General features: G+C 41.2%; 26 protein-coding genes. 9 read left to right on the top strand and 17 right to left on the bottom strand.

Features of this window, described 5'->3' with window-relative positions:
- Window positions 1-49 precede the first annotated feature (49 nt).
- The 3 genes from IM797_RS24665 to IM797_RS24655 all read left to right on the top strand — a co-directional run bounded on the left by IM797_RS24665 (window position 50) and on the right by IM797_RS24655 (window position 3,483).
- Complete coding sequence (locus IM797_RS24665) at window positions 50-1,015, top strand: SIS domain-containing protein (RefSeq protein ID WP_194129889.1); 966 nt, start codon at window positions 50-52, stop codon at window positions 1,013-1,015.
- A gap of 16 nt (window positions 1,016-1,031) precedes the next feature.
- Window positions 1,032-2,123, top strand: coding sequence for a mannose-1-phosphate guanylyltransferase (locus IM797_RS24660; RefSeq protein ID WP_194129888.1), 1,092 nt, complete (start codon window positions 1,032-1,034; stop codon window positions 2,121-2,123).
- An 88-nt stretch (window positions 2,124-2,211) separates the two neighbouring features.
- Entirely contained in the window at window positions 2,212-3,483 is a 1,272-nt protein-coding gene (locus tag IM797_RS24655; protein WP_194129887.1) for an Hsp70 family protein, read from the top strand.
- A 22-nt stretch (window positions 3,484-3,505) separates the two neighbouring features.
- Here IM797_RS24655 and rlmB read toward each other — a convergent pair whose 3' ends face one another.
- Complete coding sequence (gene rlmB, locus IM797_RS24650; RefSeq protein WP_194129943.1) at window positions 3,506-4,270, bottom strand: 23S rRNA (guanosine(2251)-2'-O)-methyltransferase RlmB; 765 nt, start codon at window positions 4,268-4,270, stop codon at window positions 3,506-3,508.
- Between the two features lie 241 nt (window positions 4,271-4,511).
- Here rlmB and dnaB point away from each other — a divergent pair, with 241 nt between their 5' ends.
- On the top strand, window positions 4,512-6,083 hold the full coding sequence (gene dnaB, locus IM797_RS24645) for a replicative DNA helicase (protein WP_194129886.1): 1,572 nt from the start codon (window positions 4,512-4,514) through the stop codon (window positions 6,081-6,083).
- Between the two features lies 1 nt (window position 6,084).
- On the opposite strand, the gene chrA is transcribed toward dnaB, so the two are convergent.
- Together chrA and IM797_RS24635 are read right to left on the bottom strand one after the other, a co-directional pair.
- Window positions 6,085-7,284 (bottom strand): chromate efflux transporter, encoded by a 1,200-nt coding sequence (gene chrA / locus IM797_RS24640; RefSeq protein WP_370583120.1) that lies wholly within the window; start codon window positions 7,282-7,284, stop codon window positions 6,085-6,087.
- A gap of 11 nt (window positions 7,285-7,295) precedes the next feature.
- Window positions 7,296-7,631 carry a tetratricopeptide repeat protein gene (locus tag IM797_RS24635; RefSeq protein ID WP_194129885.1) on the bottom strand — a complete coding sequence of 112 codons (336 nt, stop codon included), beginning with the start codon at window positions 7,629-7,631 and terminating at the stop codon, window positions 7,296-7,298.
- Between the two features lie 87 nt (window positions 7,632-7,718).
- Here IM797_RS24635 and IM797_RS24630 point away from each other — a divergent pair, with 87 nt between their 5' ends.
- The 4 genes from IM797_RS24630 (at window position 7,719) to IM797_RS24615 (ending at window position 11,620) form a co-directional block, all read left to right on the top strand.
- Entirely contained in the window at window positions 7,719-8,456 is a 738-nt protein-coding gene (locus tag IM797_RS24630; RefSeq protein ID WP_194129884.1) for an electron transfer flavoprotein subunit beta/FixA family protein, read from the top strand.
- 38 nt (window positions 8,457-8,494) lie between these two features.
- Entirely contained in the window at window positions 8,495-9,466 is a 972-nt protein-coding gene (locus IM797_RS24625) for an electron transfer flavoprotein subunit alpha/FixB family protein (protein WP_194129883.1), read from the top strand.
- Window positions 9,467-9,515: 49 nt separating this feature from the next.
- Window positions 9,516-10,121 carry a bifunctional nuclease family protein gene (locus IM797_RS24620; RefSeq protein WP_194129881.1) on the top strand — a complete coding sequence of 202 codons (606 nt, stop codon included), beginning with the start codon at window positions 9,516-9,518 and terminating at the stop codon, window positions 10,119-10,121.
- Between the two features lie 113 nt (window positions 10,122-10,234).
- The gene (locus tag IM797_RS24615) at window positions 10,235-11,620 is read left to right on the top strand and encodes a nucleoside permease (RefSeq protein ID WP_194129880.1); all 1,386 of its coding nucleotides are present in this window, start codon (window positions 10,235-10,237) and stop codon (window positions 11,618-11,620) included.
- Window positions 11,621-11,715: 95 nt separating this feature from the next.
- Here the strand turns inward: IM797_RS24615 and IM797_RS24610 are convergent, their stop codons facing one another.
- The 14 genes from IM797_RS24610 to IM797_RS24545 form a co-directional block, all read right to left on the bottom strand.
- Window positions 11,716-13,002: a citrate synthase gene (locus IM797_RS24610; RefSeq protein WP_194129879.1), complete on the bottom strand. Its 1,287-nt coding sequence runs from the start codon at window positions 13,000-13,002 to the stop codon at window positions 11,716-11,718.
- A 116-nt stretch (window positions 13,003-13,118) separates the two neighbouring features.
- On the bottom strand, window positions 13,119-13,652 hold the full coding sequence (locus tag IM797_RS24605; RefSeq protein WP_194129875.1) for a DUF3347 domain-containing protein: 534 nt from the start codon (window positions 13,650-13,652) through the stop codon (window positions 13,119-13,121).
- Between the two features lie 99 nt (window positions 13,653-13,751).
- The gene (locus IM797_RS24600; protein WP_194129874.1) at window positions 13,752-14,279 is read right to left on the bottom strand and encodes a hypothetical protein; all 528 of its coding nucleotides are present in this window, start codon (window positions 14,277-14,279) and stop codon (window positions 13,752-13,754) included.
- 137 nt (window positions 14,280-14,416) lie between these two features.
- Window positions 14,417-14,911, bottom strand: a complete 495-nt coding sequence (locus tag IM797_RS24595) for a hypothetical protein (RefSeq protein ID WP_194129872.1) — start codon at window positions 14,909-14,911, stop codon at window positions 14,417-14,419.
- Window positions 14,912-14,972: 61 nt separating this feature from the next.
- On the bottom strand, window positions 14,973-15,905 hold the full coding sequence (gene miaA / locus IM797_RS24590; protein WP_194129871.1) for a tRNA (adenosine(37)-N6)-dimethylallyltransferase MiaA: 933 nt from the start codon (window positions 15,903-15,905) through the stop codon (window positions 14,973-14,975).
- Complete coding sequence (locus IM797_RS24585) at window positions 15,906-16,703, bottom strand: hypothetical protein (protein ID WP_194129870.1); 798 nt, start codon at window positions 16,701-16,703, stop codon at window positions 15,906-15,908. It abuts the gene before it with no gap.
- Window positions 16,694-17,071 (bottom strand): DUF1801 domain-containing protein, encoded by a 378-nt coding sequence (locus tag IM797_RS24580; RefSeq protein ID WP_194129868.1) that lies wholly within the window; start codon window positions 17,069-17,071, stop codon window positions 16,694-16,696. Before IM797_RS24580 ends, IM797_RS24585 begins: the two co-directional genes overlap by 10 nt.
- Before the next feature lie 51 nt (window positions 17,072-17,122).
- The gene (locus IM797_RS24575) at window positions 17,123-18,214 is read right to left on the bottom strand and encodes an MBL fold metallo-hydrolase (RefSeq protein ID WP_194129867.1); all 1,092 of its coding nucleotides are present in this window, start codon (window positions 18,212-18,214) and stop codon (window positions 17,123-17,125) included.
- Window positions 18,215-18,231: 17 nt separating this feature from the next.
- Window positions 18,232-20,085, bottom strand: a complete 1,854-nt coding sequence (locus IM797_RS24570; RefSeq protein ID WP_194129866.1) for a DNA topoisomerase 3 — start codon at window positions 20,083-20,085, stop codon at window positions 18,232-18,234.
- Window positions 20,086-20,087: 2 nt separating this feature from the next.
- A complete protein-coding gene (locus IM797_RS24565; protein WP_194129865.1) occupies window positions 20,088-20,987 on the bottom strand; it encodes a histone deacetylase in 900 nt (299 codons plus the stop codon).
- Window positions 20,988-21,848, bottom strand: a complete 861-nt coding sequence (locus tag IM797_RS24560; RefSeq protein WP_194129864.1) for a bestrophin family protein — start codon at window positions 21,846-21,848, stop codon at window positions 20,988-20,990.
- A 1-nt stretch (window position 21,849) separates the two neighbouring features.
- Window positions 21,850-23,136: a kynureninase gene (kynU, locus tag IM797_RS24555; RefSeq protein WP_194129863.1), complete on the bottom strand. Its 1,287-nt coding sequence runs from the start codon at window positions 23,134-23,136 to the stop codon at window positions 21,850-21,852.
- A 62-nt stretch (window positions 23,137-23,198) separates the two neighbouring features.
- Entirely contained in the window at window positions 23,199-23,804 is a 606-nt protein-coding gene (locus tag IM797_RS24550; protein ID WP_194129862.1) for a DNA-3-methyladenine glycosylase, read from the bottom strand.
- Window positions 23,797-24,273: a GAF domain-containing protein gene (locus tag IM797_RS24545; RefSeq protein ID WP_194129861.1), complete on the bottom strand. Its 477-nt coding sequence runs from the start codon at window positions 24,271-24,273 to the stop codon at window positions 23,797-23,799. Before IM797_RS24545 ends, IM797_RS24550 begins: the two co-directional genes overlap by 8 nt.
- Window positions 24,274-24,684: 411 nt before the next feature.
- On the opposite strand from IM797_RS24545, the gene IM797_RS24540 reads away from it, so the two are divergent.
- The gene (locus IM797_RS24540; protein WP_194129860.1) at window positions 24,685-26,865 is read left to right on the top strand and encodes a S46 family peptidase; all 2,181 of its coding nucleotides are present in this window, start codon (window positions 24,685-24,687) and stop codon (window positions 26,863-26,865) included.
- Window positions 26,866-26,884: the final 19 nt, after the last annotated feature.

The raw sequence follows: 26,884 nt of genomic DNA, 5'->3' as shown, positions 1-26,884 counted from the left end.
AACATAATTTTGCACTAATTCAAAGCATCAATATACTAATTAATTCTGTTTGAAAAGTAAAAAATCTATTATCGAGGACGCAGTGAGCACGTTACAGCTCGAATCGCAGGCTATTTTAGGCTTAATTAAAAATATAAACGATGATTTTGTAGACATCATCACCTTAATTATCGAGAGTAAAGGAAGAGTTATTGTCACCGGAATTGGAAAAAGCGCAATTATCGCTCAAAAAATTGTTGCAACTTTCAACTCAACCGGTACGCCATCTATATTTATGCATGCCGCTGATGCGGTGCATGGCGACCTGGGAATGATACAGAAAGATGACATTGTCATCTGCATTTCCAAGAGTGGAAACACCCCGGAAATTAAAGTACTGGCACCCCTATTGAAACAATCCGGAAACCTCATGATTGGCATGGTTGGCCGATTGGATTCAGATTTAGCCTTACAGGCCGATTTCATTTTAAACACTTCAGTAGAAAAAGAGGCTTGTCCGCATAACCTTGCCCCAACCACAAGTACAACAGCGCAACTTGCCATGGGTGATGCCCTGGCGATCTGCCTGCTGAATGCCCGTAATTTTAACGAGCAGGATTTTGCCCGCTACCATCCCGGAGGAGCTTTAGGTAAAAGGCTCTACCTGAAAAGTTCCGATCTGGCAATTAAAAACGAAAAGCCAAGCATACATCCCGATGCTGCCGTAAAAGATGTGATTATCGAAATTAGTAAAAACCGTTTGGGCGCTGTTGTTGTTATTGAGGATGATTTGATTCAAGGCATTGTGACCGATGGGGACATCAGGAGAATGCTGGAAAAACATTCCGATTTAACCAATATTAAAGCGCGAGATCTGATGAATACCAAGCCCAAGCTGATTGAAAAAGATGTACTTGCTTTGCACGCACTTGAAATCATTAAGGAAAATAACATTACGCAATTACTAGTCACAGACAATGGTACCTATTTCGGTATCATTCATTTACATGACCTTCTTCAGGAAGGTATTATATAACCGCTTTCTAAACAACATGAACAAAAACAATTACGCATTAATCATGGCCGGCGGTGTCGGCAGCCGCTTCTGGCCAGTGAGCAGAACAGAATTTCCTAAACAGTTTATCGATTTCTTTGGTGTAGGAAAAACTTTGATTCAAAGCACTTACGACCGTTTTCTAAAAATATGCCCACCGGAGAATATTTTTGTGGTGACCAATGAAATTTACATCGACATCATCAAGGAGCAATTGCCTGAGCTGGCCGATAACCAGATTCTTGCTGAACCTATTATGCGCAATACAGCCCCATGTATTTCTTACGGGTCGATGAAAATTGCCAATCTTAATCCAAATGCAACCATTGTAGTTGCGCCATCCGATCATACCATCACCAATCAAGACGCCTTTGTTGCCGCTATCGAGCAATCGCTGAAAGCAGCTTCAGAAAATGACTGCTTAATCACGCTGGGTATCAAGCCAAGCCGCCCTGACACCGGTTACGGATATATTCAATATGTAGACAATACTTTAGAAACAGACGATCAGATCCATAAAGTGAAGATATTCACGGAGAAACCAAACCTTGATCTTGCCAAATCTTTCCTGCAAAGCGGCGACTTCTTATGGAATGCCGGAATCTTTATCTGGTCGGCCGAATCCATCAATAAAGCTTTCTCCAAACACCTGCCGGAAATGCATGAGATCTTTTCTCAGGGCAGCGCAATCTTTAATACCAATGCTGAGACCGAATTTATTGGCAATGCTTACCAGCAGTGTACCAATATCTCGATTGACTTTGGCATTATGGAAAAGGCGGATAACGTTTATGTGCTTCCTGCCGATTTCGGTTGGTCTGATTTAGGAACCTGGGCTTCCATTTACGACATTGCAGAACACGATTACGTTGGGAACGCGGTTATACCAGCTAAGCAGGTGATGATGTTTGATTCGTCGAATTGCATGGTTAATGTTCCGCACGATAAACTGGTCATCCTGCAAGGTTTACATGATTACATCGTGGTGGAATCGAACAATACCCTGCTCATTTGTCCTAGAACAGAAGAACAAAGCATTAAACAAATTGTGGCCGATGTAAAAGCCAAATTCGGAACTAAATTCATTTAATTTTATCACACACGATTACGCACATCCGAACCGGGTAAAAACCTGGTCCGGATGTGTTTTTTTATAACCTTTCAATACTGCCCGTTAAATGAGTAAGTTTTTATATGGAATTGACTTTGGAACAACCAATTCTGCCCTATCCATCTATGATGAAGAGAAAAAAGAAATCATAGATACTGTTATTGTTCCCTCTATTCTATATTTTCAAATTGAACAAAGTACTACAGAACCTTTAAAATATGTAGTTGGAAATGATGCCATTGATGCCTATATCAGCGATGGTATGAAAGGACGTTTCATGAAATCGATAAAACGCATTTTACCGCGGAGCAGTTTTATAGAGACTCGGATACACAACAAAAGATACAATGCCTCAGACCTGGTCACCTTAATTTTAAAAGAACTTAAAATGAAAGCCGATCAGATTACCGGTGTAGACTGTAGAAAGGCAGTTATCGGCCGACCTGTGTTTTTTGATGATGACAATGCGACTAAAGATGCTTTAGCTCAAAAACGCTTAAACAAGGCAGCTGAAGATGCGGGTTTTACAGAAGTCCGCTTTCAATTTGAGCCAATCGGTGCGGCATTCGCCTATGAAAAAACCATTGCTAAGAAAGAGCGCGTGCTGGTAGCCGACTTAGGGGGTGGTACAACCGATTTTACGTATCTGGAACTGGATCCTGCTAAAATTGGCAGCAAAGACCGCCGAAAAGATATCCTGGCAACAGGCGGTATTTACATTGGCGGTGATAGCTTCGATTCTGCATTTATGTGGGACAAGGGCACTCCATATTTTGGAAAAAATACGATGTATGAGGCGGCACCGGGAAAAATGCTTAAAGTTCCCGTGTCTTTATTTGCGAACATTTGTTCTTGGGAACAGATGAACTTTTTTAACGGACAAAAAGTTAAAAATGACCTGCAAACCTATTACCATTATGCCAAACAGGATCGATTGTTTAAAAATCTGATTACGCTGACCGATCACAACCTTGGCTACTCGGTTTTTCAATCCATAGAGAAAGCAAAAATTGAGTTATCTAAACAAGAAACCACCCGCTTTTACTATTCAAAAATGGAGATTGACATTGATGAAAACATATCCATAGCACAATACAATGAACTGATCCAAAAAGACATGAATAAAATCAGCGTCTACCTGGATACCTTTTTATCGGCCAATAAAATCAATATCGAAGAAATCGACAGTTTGTTTTTAACCGGTGGAACCTCTATGGTATCTGCGGTAAAAACCATGTTTGAAACTAAATTTCCAAATGTTCCGATACATGCCGGCGACAACTTTATCAGTGTTGCTAAAGGACTGGCGTACAGCGGATATTTATTTGAAGACAATTAAAATAAGCAACAATCAGCGGCGACTATTGTCGCTGTCTGATTGCTTCGTAAAGAATGATACCAGCTGAAACGGACACGTTCAGGGAACTGATTTCTCCAATCATTGGTATTTTTGCCAGGTGATTGGCCATTCTCATAATGTCATTAGAAATTCCTTCATCTTCCGCCCCCATGACAATTGCTGTCGGCGCTGTATAATCCGGCGCATAAATCAAGTCCTCAGTTTTCTCTGTACAAGCTACAATTTGCAAACCGCACTCCTGTAAATACAAAGCAACTTTGTGCAAATTATGGTGCCTGCAAACCGGTATACTAAATAAAGCACCTGCTGAGGTTTTAATGGCATCCGCATTGATCTGAGCGGAATTCTTTGTCGGCACAATAATCGCATGAACGCCGGCACAAGCAGCTGTCCTTGCAATAGCCCCCATATTTCTAACGTCGGTAATCCCGTCCAGGATCAACACCAATGGCGTCTCTCCTTTTTCATAAACCAAAGGAATGATGTCTTCTATTTTTTGGAAAGTGATGGCAGAAATAACTGCAATTACACCCTGATGATTTTTTTGGGTCATCCGGTTCAATTTCTCTACCGGAACATGATGAACCGGGGCATCCACATCTTTCAGTAAAGCTTTCAATTCCAGTATAATCTCACCGGTTAAGCCACGTTGAATGTAAATACTTTCAATATCCTTACCAGCTTTAATCGCCTCGATAACAGCACGTATACCAAATATAAACTCATTATTTTCTTTAGGTCTGGCAGACCTTCTGTGGTTTTCCATTTCAATAAATATATAAAACGCAAAAATAGCGCAAATAAAGCGATTAACCGCATCCTTTTTAGCAGCAAATTCAAAGTCTGCATCGGGCATTGTACCGGGTTTAGCGCCCTGGTTTTCAACATCCTCTTGTTAGCAATACGCGATGTGTTGCCAAAATGGCCGTGCTACGGTCACATTTTGAATTGGTAAATGTGTATAAAGAATTACACTAAGCACTTATTTTTTGTATATTTTTGTACTTATGAATAACGATCAGACGCAAGGACAAGATAAATCAAATTTCACGGCAAGGAAAAACAGACTCAGTAATTCAATGACTGCCCTGGGAAAAATACCTCCACAGGCTGTGGATCTTGAAGAAGCTGTTTTAGGCGCATTGATGCTTGAAAAAGACGCACTGTCTACTGTAATCGATATTTTAAAGCCTGATGTTTTTTATCATGAGGCCCATAAAAAGATTTTTGAGGCCATACAGGGCTTATTTGAAAAATCTAAACCTGTCGACATTTTAACTGTAACCTCAGAACTGCGTACATTAGGTCTGTTGGAAATGGTTGGTGGTGCTTATTACATTACCAACCTGACTAACCGTGTGGCTTCTGCCGCTAACATTGAATTTCATGCCAGGATTATCTCTCAAAAATACATCCAGCGTGAGTTGATCCGCATCTCTTCGGAGATCATACAAAACGCTTATGAAGATACCACAGATATCTTCGATTTGCTGGATCAAGCAGAAAAAGGCTTGTTTGACATTGCGCAAAACAACTTGAGAAGAGATACCCAGAAAATGGATGAGATTGTGAAGCAATCTCTTGCAACCCTGGAAGAACTGCGTAGTAAAAGTGATGGTTTAACTGGTGTACCTTCTGGATTTACGGATCTGGACCGGATTACCGGTGGATGGCAACCTTCAGATCTGGTGATTATTGCGGCACGTCCGGCGATGGGTAAAACAGCCTTTGTGTTAACCTGCGCGCGTAATGCATCTGTACAATTTAAACGACCAGTGGTGGTTTTCTCCCTGGAGATGTCCTCTGTTCAATTGGTAAATCGTCTCATCTCTGGTGAAACCGAAATCGAACAGGAGAAAATCCGTAAAGGAAACCTGGCCGAGTGGGAATGGCAACAGTTACATTCTAAAATCGGAACCCTGACCGAAGCCCCTTTGTTGATTGACGACACTCCTGCTTTGAATATATTTGAATTCCGTGCAAAATGCAGGAGGTTAAAGTCACAATACGACATTCAATTGATCATCATCGATTATTTGCAGTTGATGCATGGTAAAGGTGAGGGACAAAGTGGTGGCGGTAACCGTGAACAGGAAATCGGTAGTATTTCAAGGGCACTAAAATCGGTAGCTAAAGAACTGAATGTACCTGTTCTGGCGCTATCGCAGCTGAGTCGTGCGGTAGAGAGCAGACCGGGTGTAAACGGAAAAAGACCAATGCTCTCGGATTTGAGGGAATCGGGATCTATTGAGCAGGATGCGGATATGGTACTCTTTTTATACCGACCAGAATACTATGGGATCACAGAAGATGAGCAAGGGCGCTCACAAGCGGGAGTTGGTGAGGTTATCATTGCGAAACACAGGAATGGTGAAACCGGTATCGTACCACTTCGCTTTATCGGTAAATACGTGAAATTTGCGGATCTTGAAGAAAGCTTCTCTGCACCGACCTCATTCTCGATGGATAGTCCGAGTGCCGGTATGCAGCCTTCACAGGATTTTGACAGACCTGCAGGAAATGTGATCATTAAGCCATCGCGCATGGACGACATGCACGATGACGATGCTCCTTTTTAAGCTATAAAAAATAACCGATGAGGATGCCTGCAAGTACAATCAGGGGCGTACTGATTCTGGTATAATTTAAGACCAGAAAAGTAACGACCATGATGCACATGGAAAGTATATTTAAACCAACGGGAATCACCAGGAGTATAAATGCAGCAATGATAAAGCCAACACTAACAGCATTTATACCTGTTAAAGAATATTTAATGCGGGTGATTTTCTTGAGGTCTTCCCAAAAAGGAACGATGAACAAGACCAGGATTAAGCCAGGCAAATTGATGCCGATTACACCAACTACACCACCAAGGATCTGACCGGTAAGTCCATACCCAAAATTACGCATACTTAGTGCCCCAAGATAACTGGTAAACGAAAACGTTGGTCCGGGTAAGGCCTGTTGTAATGCGAAACCAGAAAGAAAGCCCGAGGAGCTCAGGTAATGTTTCATTTCAACAAACTCGGTAAACATGAGCGGAACCAATACCTGCCCCCCACCAAAAATGACAATCCCGTTCCTGTAGAAATTTTCAAACAACCTGATGGGCAAACTAAATGGCGATGTTCTATTGATAATTGCGCCGAGTAAAGCCAGGAAAAGCAAAACGCCAAAAAAATAAATCAGCTTTTTGGGATTGATGTTCGAGAACAACTTAACCCGGATGTCACTTTCTTCTTTAGGTGTACCAATAGCTGAAGAAATTATCCCGCCCAGCAAAATGGCCATCGGAAACACGTAAGCATTTCGAAGCACCAGGGTTACAATTACAGCAGCAACGGCCAAAAAAACGGTCAATTGCGTAACCAATACACGCCTGGCCAAATTGAAGGCGCCAAACGCCACGATCCCCAAAGCGATTGGCTGAACATATTTAAGGATCTCTACAAATTTTTCCTTCTGATCAACTTTGGCAAAGGTGACCGCTGCGAAGGTCATCAATGCTGCTGAAGGTAAAATCCAAATTAGAAAAGTGACGATGGCCAGCTTTAAGCCCCCTACCTTATAACCGATACCAACAAGGGTTTGGGTAGAAGCAGGCCCTGGGAGCACCTGTGCAAGCGCATTGAGCTCCAGTAATTCTTCTTCAGTGACAAATTTATTCTGCTTGACAAAATATTTAAGCAGCAGTGCCAAATGTGCCTGAGCGCCACCAAAAGCAGTGAATGTAAACAGGAACACATCCCTGATAAATAACAAATTCCTTTTGCTCACGCGACCTTCAGTTAATCGTCCTCATAATCTAATCCTGCTGCAGTATTATAAGCGCCCTGCAGCTCAGAAAACGCGTGCATATCCCGTTTGTTTCTTGCCACAGTCATACCTTTCTGGTAAATTTCCAATGCGGCTTCTTTCTGATCCGTCTTTTCGTACAATTTACCCAGATGGTAATAGGTACCCACATAATCCGGATGTTCATCAACAAGCTTCAAATAATAACCAAATGCCATTTTTGGGTCATTTGCATTGTTGTATTCTGTTGCCAATGCATACAATACGAACGGATCATTCGGATCGCTCTCTAAAAACTCTAATAACTTCGCTAATCGCGTACTTTGCATTTTAAATCCCTGCTTTTTTAATTAGATTTGCAAAAAGACTATTTGTAGCTAAACAGCTTCATCACCTTTAAAAACAAATTTATAAATATGAAAATATTAGTTTGTATCAGTAATGTGCCCGACACAACAACAAAAATAACCTTTACGAATGATAATACCCAATTCAATACATCAGGAGTTCAGTTTATTGTTAATCCTTATGATGAAATAGCCTTATCCAGAGCCATTGAACTTTGTGAAGGCGGTAAAGGAACAGTTACCGTAGTTAATGTTGGAGAGAGCAGCACAGAACCAACCATCAGAAAAGCGCTTGCTATAGGTGCTGATGATGCGGTCAGAATCAATGCTTTACCCAGAGATGCTTATTTTACAGCATATCAGATTGCAGAATATGCAAAAACTGCAGATTTTGACATCATCCTGTGTGGCCGTGAATCTATTGACTACAATGGGTCACAGGTTGCTGCGATGGTGGGCGAATTTTTAGATATCCCTTCTATCTCTATCATTAAGAAATTAGATTTTGATGGTACGACAGCAACGATCGATCGTGAAATTGAAGGAGGAAAAGAAATAATCACCGTAACCGGCAAATTTATAGCCAGTTGTGCTGAAGGAACTGCAGAGCCTAAAATCCCGAACATGCGTGGAATTATGTCTGCACGTACCAAGCCACTGCAGGTTGTTGAAGCCAAAGAAATAGCACAGTTAAGCAGTGTTCAGCAGTTTGAAACACCTGCACCCAGAGGCGCGGTTAAATTGATCCCGGCAGAAGATGCTGCCAAATTAATCGATCTGTTGCACCAGGAAGCGAAAGTGATCTAATCCTATTTCACAATTAAAATTCATTTAATAAAGATCTTATGTCAGTTTTAGTATATGTAGAGCAGGTAGATGGCAAGTTTAAGAAATCTGTTTTTGAAGCGGTTTCTTATGCAAAAGCCATTGCAGATAAACAAAATAGTAACCTAACTGCCATCTCCATTGGCAATGTTGATGAGCAATCCTTAAAAGAGCTTGGTCAGTACGGCGCTTCTAAAGTTTTAAATGTTGCTAACGAACAATTGAAAAACTTTGTAAACCAGGCTTATGCTGCAGTTATTGCAGCGGCAGCAGAAAAAGAAAGTGCTGATGTGATTGTATTATCTAACTCCTTCTCAGGAAAAGGTTTAGCGCCACGAATTGCAGTAAAACTTAAGGCTGGGCTAGTAGATGGTGCAGTAGAAATGCCACAGCTTGAGGGCGGAAAATTCCTGGTTAAGAAAACGGCTTTTTCAGGTAAAGCATTTGCCATTACGGAATTGACCTCGGCGATCAAGGTGATTGCTTTAAATCCAAATGCTTTTGGAGTAAAAGAAAATCCTGCTGAAGCTTCAGTTGAGACTTTTAGTCCGGAAATTAAACCCACAGATCTAACTGCTATTGTTAAGGAAATTGTAAGGGCAACCAATAAAATATCTTTACCTGACGCCGAATTGGTGGTTTCTGCAGGAAGAGGCTTGAAAGGGCCTGAAAACTGGGGAATGATTGAAGAGCTTGCTGGCCTTTTAGGTGCAGCTACAGCTTGTTCTAAACCCGTATCTGATGCCGATTGGAGACCACATTCTGAGCACGTTGGGCAGACTGGTATTGCAATCAGTCCGAATCTGTACATCGCTATCGGTATTTCTGGTGCGATCCAGCATTTGGCAGGTGTCAGTTCTTCGAAAGTAATCGTGGTGATTAACAAAGACCCGGAAGCTCCTTTCTTCAAAGTAGCTGATTACGGCATTGTTGGGGATGCATTTGAAGTTGTTCCAAAATTAATTGAAGCATTAAAAGCACATAAAGGTTAATTAAATAGCAGCCGGTATTTTAAAAGCATACCGGCTACTATTACTTCATATGAAAAAAGTAAAACTAGACATCGTTGGTTTATCATATAGCCAAACCCAATCTGGCGCTTACGCACTGGTACTTGGAGAAGTAAATGGTAGGAGACGTTTGCCAATCATCATTGGTGCGTTTGAAGCCCAGGCAATTGCCATCGAAATCGAGAAGATGACCCCAAGCAGGCCATTGACGCACGATTTATTTAAAACGTTTGCCCAAACGTATAACATTCAGATCCAGGAAATCCTGATCTACAATTTAGTAGAAGGTGTTTTCTTTGCTAAATTAATCTGCACCGACGGGGAGACCGTACAGGAGATTGATGCCAGAACATCTGATGCAATCGCACTTGCGGTCCGTTTCAACGCAAGCATTTACACTTACGAATTCATCTTGTCCTCTGCAGGCATTGTGATTGAAGGTAATGACTTTCTGTTCCTGGAAAATATTGACGGTATGCCGAAAGAGCAAGGAACGGAAGACCTTTCCATCTCTTCAGGTTACAAGTCGATGAGTACAGAAGAACTTAATCAAAAGCTGCAGGAAGCAATTGCCGAAGAAGCTTATGAAAAAGCTGCCAGAATACGCGACGAACTGAATAAAAGAAATTCATCATAACAGCACATCCACTATTGTTTTATAAAAATTCGATATTTTATACTTGTTAATGGTTGTTACAGACAAAATAGTTTTATATTCAATCATTAATTCAAAATCAAACTAAACTTATTATGAATGTTAAGTTTCGCTTAACCCTGATGAGCTTTATGCAGTTCTTTGTTTGGGGTGCCTGGCTTATTACAATAGCAAATTACTGGTTCGGTACAAAACAATGGGACGGAACGCAATTCGGGGCCATATTTGCTACAATGGGCTTTGCTTCACTGGTTATGCCAACCCTGAGCGGAATCATCGCGGACAAATGGGTGAATGCTGAAGTATTGTATGGTATCCTCCATATCCTGTATGCCATGGTACTATTTTATTTACCGCAGGTAGACAACCCACATTCCTTTTTCTGGGTAATGCTGGTGGCCATGTGCTTTTACATGCCGACCATTTCACTCAGCAATTCCATTTCATATACAACCCTCAAGCTTAATAAATTAGACATCATTAAGAGTTTTCCACCCATACGTGTATGGGGAACCATTGGTTTTATCGTCGCCATGTGGACAACCAACTTAACCGGCAATAAGGCTACCGCCTACCAGTTTTATATCGCTGGTATCGCTGCACTTGCCCTGGGACTTTATGCTTTCACACTTCCAAAATGTAAGCCTGAAAAACTGATCGGCGAGAAAAAGACTTTTGCACAGGCACTGGGACTGGAAGCCTTTAAATTGTTCGCCGACTACAAAATGGCTTTGTTTTTTATATTTTCGATGTTTCTGGGCGGAGCATTACAGCTTACCAATGCATATGGCGATGTATTTTTAGATGAATTTAAATTATTCCCAACCTATGCAGAATCATTTGTCATCAAGTATTCAACCATCATCATGTCCATTTCCCAGGTTTCTGAAACCCTGTTTATCCTGGCCATTCCATTTTTCCTGAAACAATTCGGTATTAAAAAGGTAATCGTAATTGCCATGTTTGCCTGGGTATTGCGTTTTGGCTTTTTTGCCTATGGCGATCCCGCCGGAAACCTATGGATGATTGTCATGTCTTGCATCGTGTACGGTATGGCATTTGATTTTTTCAATATTTCTGGCTCTCTGTTTGTAGAAACTGCTACAACTCCAAAAACGCGCTCTTCAGCGCAAGGGATGTTTATGATGGTAACGAATGGATTTGGGGCGGTATTTGGCAGTTTGGTTTCTGGCTGGATGATCGATAAATACTTTACCCAATCGTACAGCGATATCCAAAGTCTGGCGACTTACGCAAAAACAGATGTGCAGAATCAGCATTTACTTAGTTTTTTAAATAATAAAGGAATCAGTGTACTTGCAGACGGTCATTTGAGCCGTGCGCTGGATGTTAAAGACTGGCACCACATCTGGCTTTCTTTTACCATATACGCATTGGTGATCACTGTTGTATTTGCGGTGATGTTCAAGCATAAACATACCAAAACAGAGGAAGAGGCGATCAACGCGATTAACCATTAATTCCCTGGTCTTATACCCCATAAAAAAACCGTTCAGATAATCTGAACGGTTTTTTTATGTCTATGAATGATCCGCCTATTGGGATGAAACTTCGATTATCTTTTCTCTATTGGAACAAAGTCACGATTTGTCTCACCAACGTAAATCTGACGTGGGCGACCGATTGGTTCTTTGTTTTCATGCATTTCTTTCCATTGTGCAATCCATCCAGGTAAACGGCCCAAGGCAAACAGTACAGTAAACATATCTGTAGGGAAACCTAAAGCTCTGTAAATGATTCCAGAATAGAAGTCAACATTTGGATACAGCTTACGTTCAACAAAATATGGATCACTTAATGCAGCTTCTTCCAGTTTTTTAGCAATTTCCAGAACAGGATCATTGATACCTAACTTTTCCAGGATATCATCGCAGGCTTTCTTGATGATCTTAGCTCTTGGATCAAAGTTTTTGTAAACCCTGTGTCCAAAACCCATCATACGGAAAGGATCATTTTTATCTTTTGCCTTATTGATCCATTTTTCTGTATCGCCACCATCTTCTTTAATCAATTCCAGCATTTCAATTACAGCCTGGTTTGCACCACCATGTAGCGGGCCCCATAAAGCATCAATACCTGCAGAAACAGAAGCATATAGGTTACAATCCGAAGAACCTACCATTCTCACCGTAGAAGCCGAGCAGTTTTGCTCATGATCAGCATGAAGAATCAACAGCGTATTCATTGCACTAACCACAACCGGATCAATTTCAATTTCCTCAGTACGCTGACCGAAGATCATATTTAAGAAATTGCTTACGTAGTCGTATTTATTTTTAGGGTAGATCAGTGGATGCCCTAAAGATTTTTTATAAATGAAAGAAACGATTGTCGGGAATTTTGCCAGCAATTTAATCATCGTCAGATCCATCGTTTCAGGCGATGAATTCGCATTCAGTGACTCTGGATAGAAAGTAGACAAGGAGCATACCAATGATGACAACTGAGCCATTGGATGCGATTTAGATGGATAACCATCCAGGAACTTCTTCATGTCCTCATGAATCAGTGTATGGCGGCTAATTCCTGTCTGGAAATCATTCAACTCCTGTTGAGTTGGCAAATTACCATAGATCAGCAGATACGCTACTTCTAAAAAGGTTGATTTTTCAGCCAGTACCTCAATTGGATAACCACGGTATTTCAATATACCAAGTTCACCATCCAAAAAAGTTATTGCACTTTTTGTAGAACCTGTATTCTTATACCCAAAATCTAAAGTTATGTGGCCGGTTAAATCTCTAAGTTTAGAAATATCAATAGCCTTCTCCCCTTCGGTTCCTGTGATAACGGGGAATTCATACACTTTTCCATCAATCTCAATTTTTGCAATATCTGACATATATATTCTTGAATTTATAAAAACAAACTTAACTAATCCAAATCGATTAGCCTTTAGCTAACTATAACAAAGCTGTTAAATTATTATTAAATGTGGGTCAACACTAAGTAAGAATCTTACTTATTTTTAATTTCATCAACCACTGCACCACATTCCATCATCTCACTTCCGTAGTAAGGATTCTGAATGTTCTTTTCTGAAGCCAGCCAATCGCCGCCATCGCCTTTATTGGCCATAGGACAATGCTGTACATAAATAGATCCCTTTTCCATATCAGCATGTTTAAACATGGCAATCAGGTCCGCGCTCAGCGATGTAAAATCTTTACGCTGCGCTGCAATGTCTTTCGCTACCGCAATCTTTTCAGCAGTCAGCGCAGTACTTTCGCAACCTTTAAAAGTTGCCAGTGCTGATTTCAATTTTGCAGCTGCCTGCTGCGCATCTTCATATTTGGTTTGCACCAATGCATTTTTCAATGTGATGTAGCCATCATAGATTGCCTGAACGTTGCTGTCCTTCAATGCTACTGCCTGGCCTTTTACATCAACCTTCGAAGTGCTGTCTTTCTCCAAATTTCCTGCTGCCTTTTGATCGGTATTGTTGCAAGAAATTAGGCCTGCAACCAACACGACTGCCAAGTAATTCCTCATGCTCTCTTATTTTTGGTTAAAATAGCATTTTAATTTTAAATAACTAAAAAAGCCCTTGAAAAAATCAAGGGCTTTAACGAAATTATCTGATTTACAAGCCTACAATTTAAAGGCATAAGCCAGGCGCAAGGCAAACTGACCATTATAAGGGACATAAGTACTTGAAGCACTATCCTGACTATAGGCTTCATATCTTGTACTGATGTCTAAGCCTTTGATCCATTCGTAGCCAATTCCGCCAGACCACAACAATGAGGTTTTAGAATCTTTTTTTATCCCGAAGCCTGCACCAATCTCGCCCAATGCGTAAAAACCCGTTGCAGTTAAAGGATATACCTTGATACCGCCTTTAGCTGGAATAAAATCATAATCATCGCCACCGTTTTCGCGGGTCAGTCGTGTGTAACCACCTGTAGCCGTAATGGCTACATTTTTCATCAACTGGAAATCCAGTCTTAAGTCGGCACCATATCCATTTTTAAATGGTGAATTTTTCTCAGTAATCCCACCGTTGAGGCCGATACCCAGTCTAACCCCTCTACTTACATCGGTCATTTGTGCATTTGCGGCAACGAAAGTACCCATAAGTAACGCAGTGAAAGTGAATAATTTAGTAACTCTTTTCATAATATTTGTTTTAAGTTGATGTTGTTTGTTCTCTATATACGTAATTAATTTGCATTGCGGTTTTCTGAAAAATCATTTAAATAAAAAAGCCTTTTAACAGATCAGTGTTAAAAGGCTTTTAAGTGTATTTTACAGCACTACAATTTAAACCCGTATGCCAGGCGCAAAGCAACCTGTCCGGTGTTTATGCTATTTTTGGATAGTCCCTCGTATTTTACGCCCAAATCTAATCCATTACTCCAGGAATAACCTAAAGCAGGAGAATACAAAAAGGAAGTTCCGGCTCCACTTGATACGCCAAACGCAGCACCAATTTCACCTAAACCATATAAACCAGATCCAGTTTGGTCAAAAAATACTTTGACACCAGTTTTCAAAGGGATGTAACCATAATCAGGTACATTGTCTTTACCAATAAAGTGGGTATATCCAGTAGTTACCGGGATGGAAACTTGTTTAGAGACATCAAATTGTACCCTTGCGTCTCCCCCAACTGCAAAACTATATCCGTCACTTGTTGGCACGCCAAGGTTTAATCCGATACCCAGTTTTGTCTGTGCACTAGCACTTGTGGTCATAAATAAAGCTGCTACAGCTACTGCAGAAGCCAGGATTTTCGTTGCTCTTTTCATGGTATGTTTCATTTTATATAGGTGAATAAACAAACCTCATGCCACTCCTTTTAAACCTGTGCTACAAATTAAATTGCTGACGGTACAAGTTAAGCACAGACAACAATAACTCATCGGAATTCTCGTCTGTATTAAACCAATGGATGCGCACACCATCCTTTTCCATTTTCCTGAAAAAGGTCATTTGTCTTTTAGCAAATTGTCGAATCTCTATCTCTAAGCGCTCTTTAAGCATTCCATAATCTATTTCACCAAAAAGGTAAGCGCCGATCAGTTTATATTCCAGTCCGTAAAAGTTAAGCATATCTTTACTCAATCCCCGAGCCAGCAGCGATTGCACTTCTTCAATCATCCCCCCTTTTAAGCGCAGTTCCAACCGATCTACAATTCTTTTACGCCTAAGCACTACGTCTGAGGTTAAACCAACAACAAATGGCCGCATTAAAGGTCTTTCTGGTACGATCAGTTCATGATGCTGCAAGTATTCTGCAATTTCAATAGCGCGAATTACCCGTTTCCGGGACGAAAAATCAGCCTGACTCCGCAGTTCCAAACGATAAGCCATCAGCCTGCGATGAAGCAAATCAGTCTCCAGAAGTTCTAGTTCGGGTCTGAGTATTTCGTTGGCTGGAATTGCGGTATAACTATGATCCTGCAGGAGTGCATGAATATACATCCCCGTACCACCGCAGAGCAAGGCTAATTTATTCCTTTGTGTAATTCCATCAAAAGCCAGGTAAAAATCATCTTTAAATTCGTTTACATTGTATTTTTCCCCGGCATCTTTAATGTCAATCAAATGATAAGGAATTTGTTTACCCTGGATCTGGTATTCAGCAAGGTCTTTTCCAGTACCGATGTCCATGCCCCTGAATACCTGCCTGCTGTCTGCGCTGAGAATTTCCGCATCCAAAATTTCGGCAAGCGCTACAGCCAGTTTTGTTTTACCAGAAGCAGTGGGCCCCAATAGCACGAATAAGGGATAATGTTGCATTTACAAGTATAAGATGTATTTTAGATTTCCTGTATTAAATATTTTTAGGTAAGTCGTGTCTGTTTCAGTTGCTACAGGCCGGCGATGCACAAAATACCTGGTTAAATGTGTTGTTGAAATCCAGATTTCGGCAGGCGGACTGGTGTCAACCAGCTTAAAACCACCAAGGTCATAAGCCTGGCCCAGCGACCAGTCCCTGTCTGCATAGCTCATCACGTCATCCGGCCCGGCAAGCCTGATCAGATGTTTTAGCAATTTACTAAATCCACCGGTAACCGTAATGCCGATTAAAGTTGCAAAGCGGATCAATTCGATAGACTTGTAATCTGGCGCAATATGTTTCATCGGTCTGAGACCGCTAAAACACGCCACAGCAACCAGTTCTTCATCAATGAATAAACCAAATTTATATTTTGATTTTGCAGAAGCCTGAATGTGGTTCATGGTTAGAAAATCATCTGCCTGTTTTTGATTAAGTTTAAGCACTACACCTTTGCGGCCATGCATTCGACGGTTTAAACCTAAAATAGCATTCATCCTTCCCAATACCTGTGTTTTCCTAACCTGCCACACATCTTCCCACAGTTGAAGCAGGTAAACGCCCTGATTTTGGTAAAGCGTTTGGATTTCAAGCAAATGTTCAGGACTATAATCATTGATTAAAGGTACCAGGTTTAAAATCAATTGTCGATTGCAAAATAACAGATCAAAACGGTCGTGCGCCAGGCGTTCCAGCTCAAACCCTTGCTCAGTCAGTTCATAAACAACCTGTTCCTGCCAATTTTTTGCTATACCCAACCCCGCTCCTTATACAGTTTAAAGCCATTGGCCAATGCTTCTTCTATTTGAGAAAGCAATGTATCATCCAGCTTTTTAATGTGAAAACATGATTTACCTTTCAATAACTTCAATAACGCCGGGTCAAATATCTTTTTCATTTCAGGTTCAGCATACACGGGCATAAAATAAAAACCAACATGACCTTTATGAATCATGACTGCAGCAAAATAAACCTCATTCCTTTTTTTCCCTTCTATTTCCACGTTCTTATTACTCCAAAGGTCATAAGTATCTTCACTGTTTATCCTATTGTCGAATCCTAAAGTTGCGTAAGGCTGTAAAGCAGCCCTTATGGTTTGAAATATTTCTACAAAGTCTGTTTTCATAATCGTTTATTTGATTTTACTAACAACACCATTTCGTATGCATTTGTTTATCTAATCGAACCACCAGGTTTTTGAAGGATAGCTGGTGTCAACAATCACAGATTCGCCCATGATGGGCGTTGTGACAGCGACCTGATCCAGCTTTGCCTGCCGGGTTGCCCTAATGATCGGTTCGTTCCAATCGTGCATTGCCAGTTTAAACTTACCCCAATGTACCGGAAACAATACTTTCGCTTTTAAATCCTTTGCAGCCTGAACAGTCTGTTCCGGAAACATATGGATCAATGGCCAATAGGCATTGTACTGCCCGCATTCCAATATGGCCAGATCAAACGGTCCATACTGATCGCCGGCTTTCTTAAAATGCGTATCATAACCCGAGTCGCCGCCAAGATATAGCTTATTTTCCTTACCCTCCAATACAAAAGCAGACCATAACGTTTGGTTTCTTTTAAAAGCCCGGCCTGTAAAATGTCTGGCCGGCAAGGCCGTAAATTTCAAACCCAATAGCTGAATTGCCTCGTTCCAGGCCAATTCCTTAATTTGACGGTCCGGAATGCCCCACTTATTCAAATGAGCACCTACACCAAGCGAAGTCACAAACTTTCCGGTTTTTTGTTGTAGCTTTAATATGGTCTGGTAATCCAAATGGTCGTAATGATCATGGGTGATCAGCACGATATCAAGATCAGGAAAGTCCTCTGCTTTTACAAAATCAGTTCCTGGAAACTGCCTGGTTCCCAAAAAAGAAAACGGAGAAGGCCGCTGACTAAAAACCGGGTCTACCAATATTTTGATACCATCTATTTGTAAATAGTAAGAAGAGTGGCCAAACCAAATGACTTTAACAGTATTGGTATCAGAAAAATCTGGCTGTACGTGTGGAAGTGGTTTGACAGGCGCGCCATTGGGATTTCCCTTTAACATTCCCGCAATCATATCCCAATAGCTTACATCATCCGGTTTCATCGGGGTTGGCGATAAATTTTGCAAACTACCATCCTTGTAATTCGGTAGCTTCTGAATCCTGCTCAACCGTGCTCCGCTGGCTAAACCACCAAATACGTCAAAGCTCAATACCCAAAAAGTAAGTAATGGAATAACGACAAACAGAACGCCAAGAAAATACATCAATACCCTCATAAAAATTTTAATATTTATTACTCTACCTTTTGCACTGCAGGTGCAACAAATTTTTCAGCTAAACCACTTCCTGCCTGTAACAGTTCATTTGTTATGGCCCGTGTATAATCTGTAATTTCCGCCTTAAATTCTGCGACTGAAGCTCCGGAACGAATCTCTTCCAATCTTTTTTCCCATTGTCCGGTCAATTCTGCCTGGGCGATTTTATGGTCTTTCACCACGTCATACACCGCAAGCCCTTTTTGTGTAGGTACCAGGTTTCGCTTTTCCCTGGCAATATATTCCCTGCTGATGAGGGTTTCAATAATCGCCGCCCGGGTTGCCGGAGTACCCAAACCACTGTCTTTCATCGCATAACGCAATTCTTCATCTTCAATATCCTTTCCAGAGGTTTCGAGTGCTTTTAGTAAAGAAGCCTCGTTGTACATCGCTTTTGGTTTGGTTTGTTTTTCCAGTAAAGCTTTGTTCGGAATGGGCAATTCTTCACCTTTCTTAACTTTCGGCAAAGCCGGATTCTCTTCATCTTTTTTCTCGTCATCGGTCTCATTGAAAACCGACCGCCATCCTGCAGAACGGATTACCGTACCATTGGCAACAAATAAAGAGCCTGCTTCTACCGATATTTTGGTAATTTCCTTAATACACTCCTGATGAAAAGCCTCAAGCATTCGTCCAACTACCATATCGTAAACAGCTTGCTGGTCGCTACTTAACTGGTAAGGAGTTTCGCCAGTAGGCAATACAGCATGGTGATCAGTAACCTTTTTGGCATTCACACTTCTTTTGTTTAAAGCAATTGTTGTCAAAAACTCAGCCTGCTTCCCAAAATCCGGATGTACCTTCAATTGCGCGATCAGATTTGGAACTCCTGCAAACACATCATCACCAATATAACGGCTTCCAGTACGTGGATAAGTAACCAATTTGCGCTCGTAGAGATTTTGTAGTAAGTTCAAAGTCTGGTCGGCTGTAAAGCCTTTGCGTTTATTTGCTTCCTGCTGCAGACTACTTAAATCATGTAATAAGGGCGGTGGTTCCTTTCTTGGTTTAGCCTCAACGCCTACAATTTTCCCGCCATTTGGTGTGCCTGATGCCACATCCATGATCTTCGCAAAAACTTCCTCCGCTTCTTCCTTCTTATCAAAATTGTTGACAGAAATCGCTTTAAAAAGCTGTCCGTCTTTATCCAGCTGGATGGCCAGCTGATAGTACAACTGCGGTACGAAATTCTTGATTTCCAGGTAACGGGAACAGATCATGGCGAGCGTAGGTGTTTGCACGCGACCAAGCGACAGCACAGAACGGTTCCCCGCAGAAATACTCAAAGCTTGCGTGGCATTCATGCCAACCAGCCAGTCTGACTCCGAACGGCAATGTGCCGAATTGAACAGCGTATCGTAATCTGTACCTGGCTTTAAATTTCTAAAGCCTTCTTTGATGGCTTCATCAGTCTGCGAAGAAATCCAAAGCCGCTTAAATGGCTTTTTACATTTTAGAAAATAATAAATGTAACGAAAAATAAGCTCACCCTCGCGCCCGGCATCCGTTGCCACAATGATTTCAGTAGCCTCATCAAATAATTTCTTAATGATGTCCAATTGCTTCCGCACACCCGGATCTTCAACCAGGCCGTCTTTAGTTTTAATCTTACGGATAGCCAGTTTAAACTTTTTCGGCAACATAGGTAAATGCTGCCTCCGCCAACCGATAAAACCATATTCCTGAGGAGGCGCCAATTGTAACAAATGCCCGAAAGCCCAGGTAAAAGAATAACCTTTACCCTCAATATATCCATCTTTCTTAGTTGTAGCACCGAATACCTTGGCCAACTCACGTCCCACTGAAGGTTTCTCTGCAATAACAATTTTCATAATTAACTAAAAATATCTAAACCAATCTTAAATGTATTGCAATGCGCATCTACAATATCTCGTATTTCCGGAGAATACCCACCCCCCATACTAACTTGTACAGGTAAATTATTGTCTTTGCAAAATTGCAATACCATGTTGTCCCTTTCTTTACATCCGGCTTTACTTAAAGCCAATTTCCCCAATTTATCAGTTTCCAGTACGTCAACACCGGAAAGATAAAATACAAAATCGGGTTGCTGCGCCAACAGTAAGGGTAAAGTTGCGCTCAGCTGATTTAAAAAACCAATGTCATCTGTTCCGTCTGGCAAGGCAATATCCAGACTGCTCTGCTCTTTCCTAAACGGGAAATTCTTATCGCCATGCATGGAAAAAGTAAATACCCGATCGTTGTTTTCAAAGATCTCTGCTGTGCCATTACCCTGGTGTACATCTAAATCTATAATTAAGATCTTGCTAGCCAACCCTTTATTTAATAAATAATTAGCAGCAATGGCCTGATCATTTAACAAACAAAAACCTTCACCCCAATTGCTTCCCGCATGATGTGTACCACCAGCCACATTGAAGGCAATTCCATACCTTTGCGCATATAGTGCGCCATCTATCGTTCCTTTTGCAATCCGGACTTCACGCTCCAGTAGCCTCGCATTTAATGGAAAGCCAATTCTCCGCTGTGCGCTGGCGGGAAGCGTTAAATCCCTCAACTGAGTCCAGTAAGCTTCCTGATGCGACAACAAAATGATTTCTTCATCCAGCAAGCCAGGCGCAAACAGGTGATCCGCCGTAATCACACCTTCGTGCATCAACTGCTCGGGAATCAACTCATACTTTAACATTGGGAAACGATGTCCCTCTGGTAAAGGATGTGCAAATATGGGATGCCAGGCTATTTTAACCATTTATTTTAAAATCTCCCCTACGTGCTTTTCAATGTTATTGCAAATTTCATCCACCGGTAAATCATTTGCATCTTCGCCAAAGGGATTTTCAATTTCTTCTGCAATCAACTCCAGACTGGCCAAAACATACAAGATGAAAGGAACAATTGGTACTACAAAATAACCCAGACTAAACACCCAGCCAAAAGGAAGGGTGATCACATAAATAAAAATAAACTTTTTGATGAAAGCACTGTATGAATAAGGAATAGGTGTTTTCTTAATGCGCTCGCAGCCGCCACAAATTTCCGTCAACTGCTGTACATCACCATTCAAAATAATCAGTTGCTCGCTACTGATCTCTCCATTGGCCTGCAAATCAAACACCCTGGAAGAAATACTGGTAGCTACCTGATTGGGAATGTGTTTACCTCCATCTACTTCAATTAAAAGGCTGTTTTTCCCAAAATATTGCTTTTCCCGCAAATGTTCCTTTAAGGCAAATGCATATTTAGGAATGGCATAGTCAAAAAACTCTTCATGTGTCTTGCTCAGCTTAAGCGATTTGATTTTAATGGCAAAATTACGGCTAACATTAGTCAGGGCGCCTAAAAGTCTGCGTCCTTCCCACCAACGGTCATAGGAAGTATTTGTCCTGAACACCAACAGCATCGAAATTACGAAACCCAGCAAATTGTGCATCATCCCGATATTCTTTACATATACCGTCTCCGCAAGTTTCAGGTAATTCAGTTCTAAAAATGCAATGAGACCGGAAAATATCGCTACACTAACCATCAAGGGCCATAAAGTCCGAATGGTATCCGCTTTATGGACATGAAAGATGAAGGTTACCCAATCTTTAGGATTATAATTGATCATATTACAAAATTTCCTTACTGATACTCAATAACAATTCTCCGGTTTTGAAAACATCTTCATATGAATTGTACAAAGGTACCGGACTCAAACGAATCACATTGGGTTCGCGCCAGTCGCCCAGCACATTATTTTCTACTAATTTCTCAAAAATATGCTTTCCCTGTTTTGCCGCAATAATGGAAACCTGTGCACCACGGTCATTGGTTGTCCGGGGTGTGATGATTTTGTATTGCTCAATTCCCAGAGACTTATTTACCTCATCTATAATGTAAAACAAATAAGCAGTTAAAGTCTCACTTTTAACACGAAGTGGATTGATGAAGCCTGCCTTTTCAAAGCTTTGCAAGGAAGCATAATACAAAGCCATTGGCATAACCTGGGTGCAGCTCACCTGCCAGCCGTCTGCACCCGCTTCGGGTACAAAACCTTTTTCCATTTTAAAACGCTGTTGTTCCTGATAACCCCACCAGCCGGCAAAACGATTCAATGTAGTATCTTTAAAATGCTTTTCATGTACAAAAATACCACTGATACCGCCGGGACCTGAATTCTGGTATTTATAAGAGCACCAGCAAGCAAAATCGATATCCCAATCGTGCAGCTTTACCGGAACATTTCCAGCGGCATGCGCCAGATCAAATCCTACAACTGCACCAACCTCATGTCCGGCTTTAGTGATTGCAGGCATATCGAACCATTGCCCGGTAAAATAATTAACCCCACCAAAAAGCACCAAAGCAATTTCATCTCCATGTTCCTTAATTTGAGCAATGATCTCTGTTGTTTTCAGTGTATATTCACCAGGCTGAGGGGCAACTTCAATAATTGCCGTAGCTGGATCATAGCCGTGAAATCTGACCTGACTTTCAATGGCATACTGATCAGATGGAAAAGCTCCTGCCTCCATAATAATTTTGAACCGACCGGCATTTGGCTTATAAAAACTAACCATCAGCAAATGCAGGTTTACGGTCAATGTATTCATTGGACATACTTCCAAGGCACTGGCACCTACAAGCTGTGACATTTGTTTTTTCAGTTCCTTATGATAAAACATCCAGGGGGTATCGCCTTCAAACCAACCCTCTACCGCCAGATTCTGCCAGTTGGTTAACTGCTGATCCAAAACTTCACGTGCTGCTTTAGGTTGCAGACCTAAAGAATTACCACACAGATATATAAAAGGCTTTCCATTTTGCTGTGGAAACAAGAAATCGTTTCTCAATTCACGAAGTGGATCAACCTGATCCAAACTTTGTGCGAATGCTAAAGAGTTTTCAAAATTCATCGAATCAAATATCAATAAAAAAGGCTGATAATTAAATTAACGACAACGATTGTTATCCACAACTAAGTATTTGGCTTGCTGACAAAGCGATTGCCTTTAACGTAGTAGCGCCAGGGCAACAAGGCATGATCACCAGCATAATCAACCCCAACCCGAGGCGAGGCTACAATTTCCTCCCGGGTGTACGATAAACCTGCGTCTGCTATCCAGATTTCTTCACCCATCAGATCTTTGGCATTCAAGGCCCGGTCAATTCCTAAAGCTTTCGCAAGCGCGCCAGGCCCCGCAGTAAGATTAGGCTTTAGTGCAGGCATATTGCGCCTTCTCAACATTATGTCGAGCCCTTCTATGGGTTCAAGGCCCCTAATCAACACCGCCTGAGGTGTACCTTCTACTCCAGTAACCACATTAAATAAATGATGAATCCCGTAGCAAAGGTAAACGTAAGACAATCCACCGCTTTCATACATCACTTTAGTCCGGTCAGTAAAACGACCGCCATAAGCGTGAGAAGCTTTATCTGTTATGCCATTGTAAGCTTCAGTTTCTACGATAATGCCACCCGTAAGTTCACCCTCAATCAATGTATAAAGATGCTTCCCCAATAATTGCCTCGCAAGCTGGTTAACATCCTCCTGATGATAAAAAGACAAAGGCAATTTACGCATTCAGCAAACTTATTATTTCCTTTAAGTAGTTAGCATCAACCTCATCAAAATGAGCAAGATATTCACTGTCAACATCTAAAACACCAACAATCACTCCAGCCCGATAAAGTGGCAGTACAATTTCTGACCTGGAAGCCGATGCACAGGCAATATGTCCGGGAAACTGATCCACATCAGGCACAATCAACACTTCGTTTTGAGCCCAGGAAGTCCCACAAACGCCTTTTCCCTTTTTTATACGGGTGCAAGCTACCGGCCCTTGAAAAGGACCAAGCACCAGCTCATCATTTTTAACCAAATAAAATCCTACCCAAAACCAATTAAATTGCTCCTTTAAAGCGGCAGCTATATTGGCAAGATTAGCAATCTGGTCTTCTTCACCTGAAATCAAAGCGGCTATTTGCGGGATAAGCGACTGGTATTGGGCTTCTTTAGATATATTCGTATGGATAATTAAATCTTCTGCCATTACAATTGTTGTGTTTGACACAATATTACAAAAGTTAAATGAATAATTGTGCCATTTGAATTTAGAAAAGCGTGTATAGTGATCTGAATTTGTTCATAGTGAGTCCACGGTGAGTCCACAGTGAGTCCACGGTGAGTCCACGTTTTCTCAGAAAAAAGGTGGACTCACCATGGTTTCAACCTAGTCTTACCGTAGACTCATACCAAACGAGAACCATCACTTGTCCCTACCGGTTTAAAATCCGGCATTCTAACACAAACTTTAATATCCGGCAACAATAGTAATCAATCAAATACCCAATTAAATTATGTTGAGGAGAATAATTGGTTAAATTTGGCTTTTTGTACCATAATTATTAACCATAATAGGGGTAAAAAAGAGAACTGACTGTTAACATTAATACCATCACAAATGAATAAAAAAACCTTAATTACTTCTTTATTGACATGCTCGCTGCTAACGGTAGGCATCCTGCAATCCGGATACAAACCCTGGGAAGAAGGCATGTTCCCATTAAGCGAAATCCATAAGCTGGATTTGAAAAAAGCCGGACTTAAAATCAACCAGAACGAAATATACAATCCCAATGGCATCAGCCTGGTTGACGCCCTGGTAAATGTTGGTGGCTGTACTGGCTCATTCATTTCCAATGAAGGCCTGATCATTACCAATCATCACTGCGCTTTTAGTGCGGTGCAACAAGCAAGTACACCGGAACACGATTACTTAACCAACGGTTTTGTAGCCAAACAACGTGAACAAGAAATTGAGGCAAAAGGATTAACCTGTCGAATTACTGATAGTTATGAAGATGTGTCGGATCGAATTCTTGGCGCAGTTGCACAAATCACAGATCCATCCTCCCGCTTAAAACTCATCAATGATGCGATGAAAAACATTGCAAAGGAAGCAGAACAAAAAGATCCAAGCATACAGGCTGAAGTATCAGAAATGTTTATTGGCAAAACCTATGTACTATTCAGATATAAAACCATACAAGATGTTAGGCTAGTATACGTTCCTAACAGACAAATCGGAGAATATGGAGGCGAAACAGACAACTGGGTTTGGCCACGTCATACGGGCGACTTCTCATTCATGCGTGCTTACGTGGCACCAGATGGCAGTCCGGCCAAATATTCTAAAAAGAACGTGCCCTACACCCCGAAAAAGTTCCTGAAAGTAAATCCTAATGGCACCAATGAAGAAGACTTCGTCTTTATCCTCGGTTATCCTGGCAGAACTTTCCGTCACAGGCCGGCACAGTTCATTGAATACCAACAGCAATTCGTACTTCCATATGTATCTGATCTATATGACTTTCAGAACACGACAATGGAAAACGCAGGCAAAAAAGATAAGGCCACAGAAATTAAGTTAGCTACACGCATTAAGAGAAATGCGAACGTGATGAAAAACTACCGCGGCAAACTACAAGGCTTACAGGGGATTGACCTGATTTCAAAAAAGAAAGCAGAAGATGCTGATCTGGCAAGTTTCATCAATGGAAATGTAGATATAAAAGCTAAATATGGCAATTTGATGAGCGATATTGACAATTTATATAAGCTCATAAACGGAGATGCCAAAAGAGATTTGTGGTTGACTCAGATTTACAACTCAACCAGTCTGCTGAGTGTTTCCAGAAACATTAACGTTTTTAAAGCCGCGCTTAATGCCCAGCCTGAAGCGCAGAAAGAGGCGTTTTTCAGTCAGAATTTACCAAAATTAAAACAATTTCTTTCTGGAGCATATGAGTCATACGATATTGATGCCGATCGGAAGATTTTCAAAAGAATGCTGACGGACGCATCATCATTCCCATCCAACCAACAGGTAAACGCGGTAAATAAGATCAGCAGTAAAGCAGCCAGCAGCGAATCGGTAATTGAAGCCTATATAGACAATACATTTGGGCTGACTAAGCTGAAAGACAGCAGTTATGTATTCGGCACATTGCTGAAATCTCCTAAAGCTTTAAACGCCTACAACGACGGCCTGTTGAAATTTGAGACGGAGATCGCGCAACAAATTAACGAACTTAAACCCGAAAAAGACCGTAGAGAAGGTATTTTGAACAAACTCATGGGCGATTATGTAAACGTAAAGGAGAAATTCCTTAAAAAGGATTTTATCCCGGATGCCAACAGCACGCTAAGGTTAACCTATGGTTATGTTAGAGGTTATTGGCCGGCCGATGCCAATTACATGCGACCTTATACTACTATCAAAGGCATTCTGGAAAAAGGCAGCCTAGGCAATCCGGAATTTGACTATCCTGCACAGATCAAAGCACTTTGGCAGGCAAAAGACTTCGGCTCATTTGAAAAGAAAGACCTGAAAGATGTGCCGGTTGCATTTTTATACAACATGGATACCACCGGAGGCAATTCTGGATCGCCGATCATGAACGCTTACGGAGAATTAATCGGCGTAAATTTTGACCGTGCTTATGGCGCAACCATTAATGATTATGCATGGAACGAAAGCTATAGCAGATCCATCGGAGTTGACATCAGGTATGTGCTTTGGGTAGCTTCCAAAATTGACAAGGCCGATTTTCTGCTAAAAGAAATGGGCGTAAAAATATAATTTATCAATCACTATATAA

It is taken from the genome of Pedobacter sp. MC2016-24 (assembly GCF_015223055.1).
Classification (GTDB): Bacteria; Bacteroidota; Bacteroidia; order Sphingobacteriales; family Sphingobacteriaceae; genus Pedobacter.
Note: the sequence above shows the minus strand (reverse complement) of the source record. Positions and strands in the feature narration are given on the sequence as shown.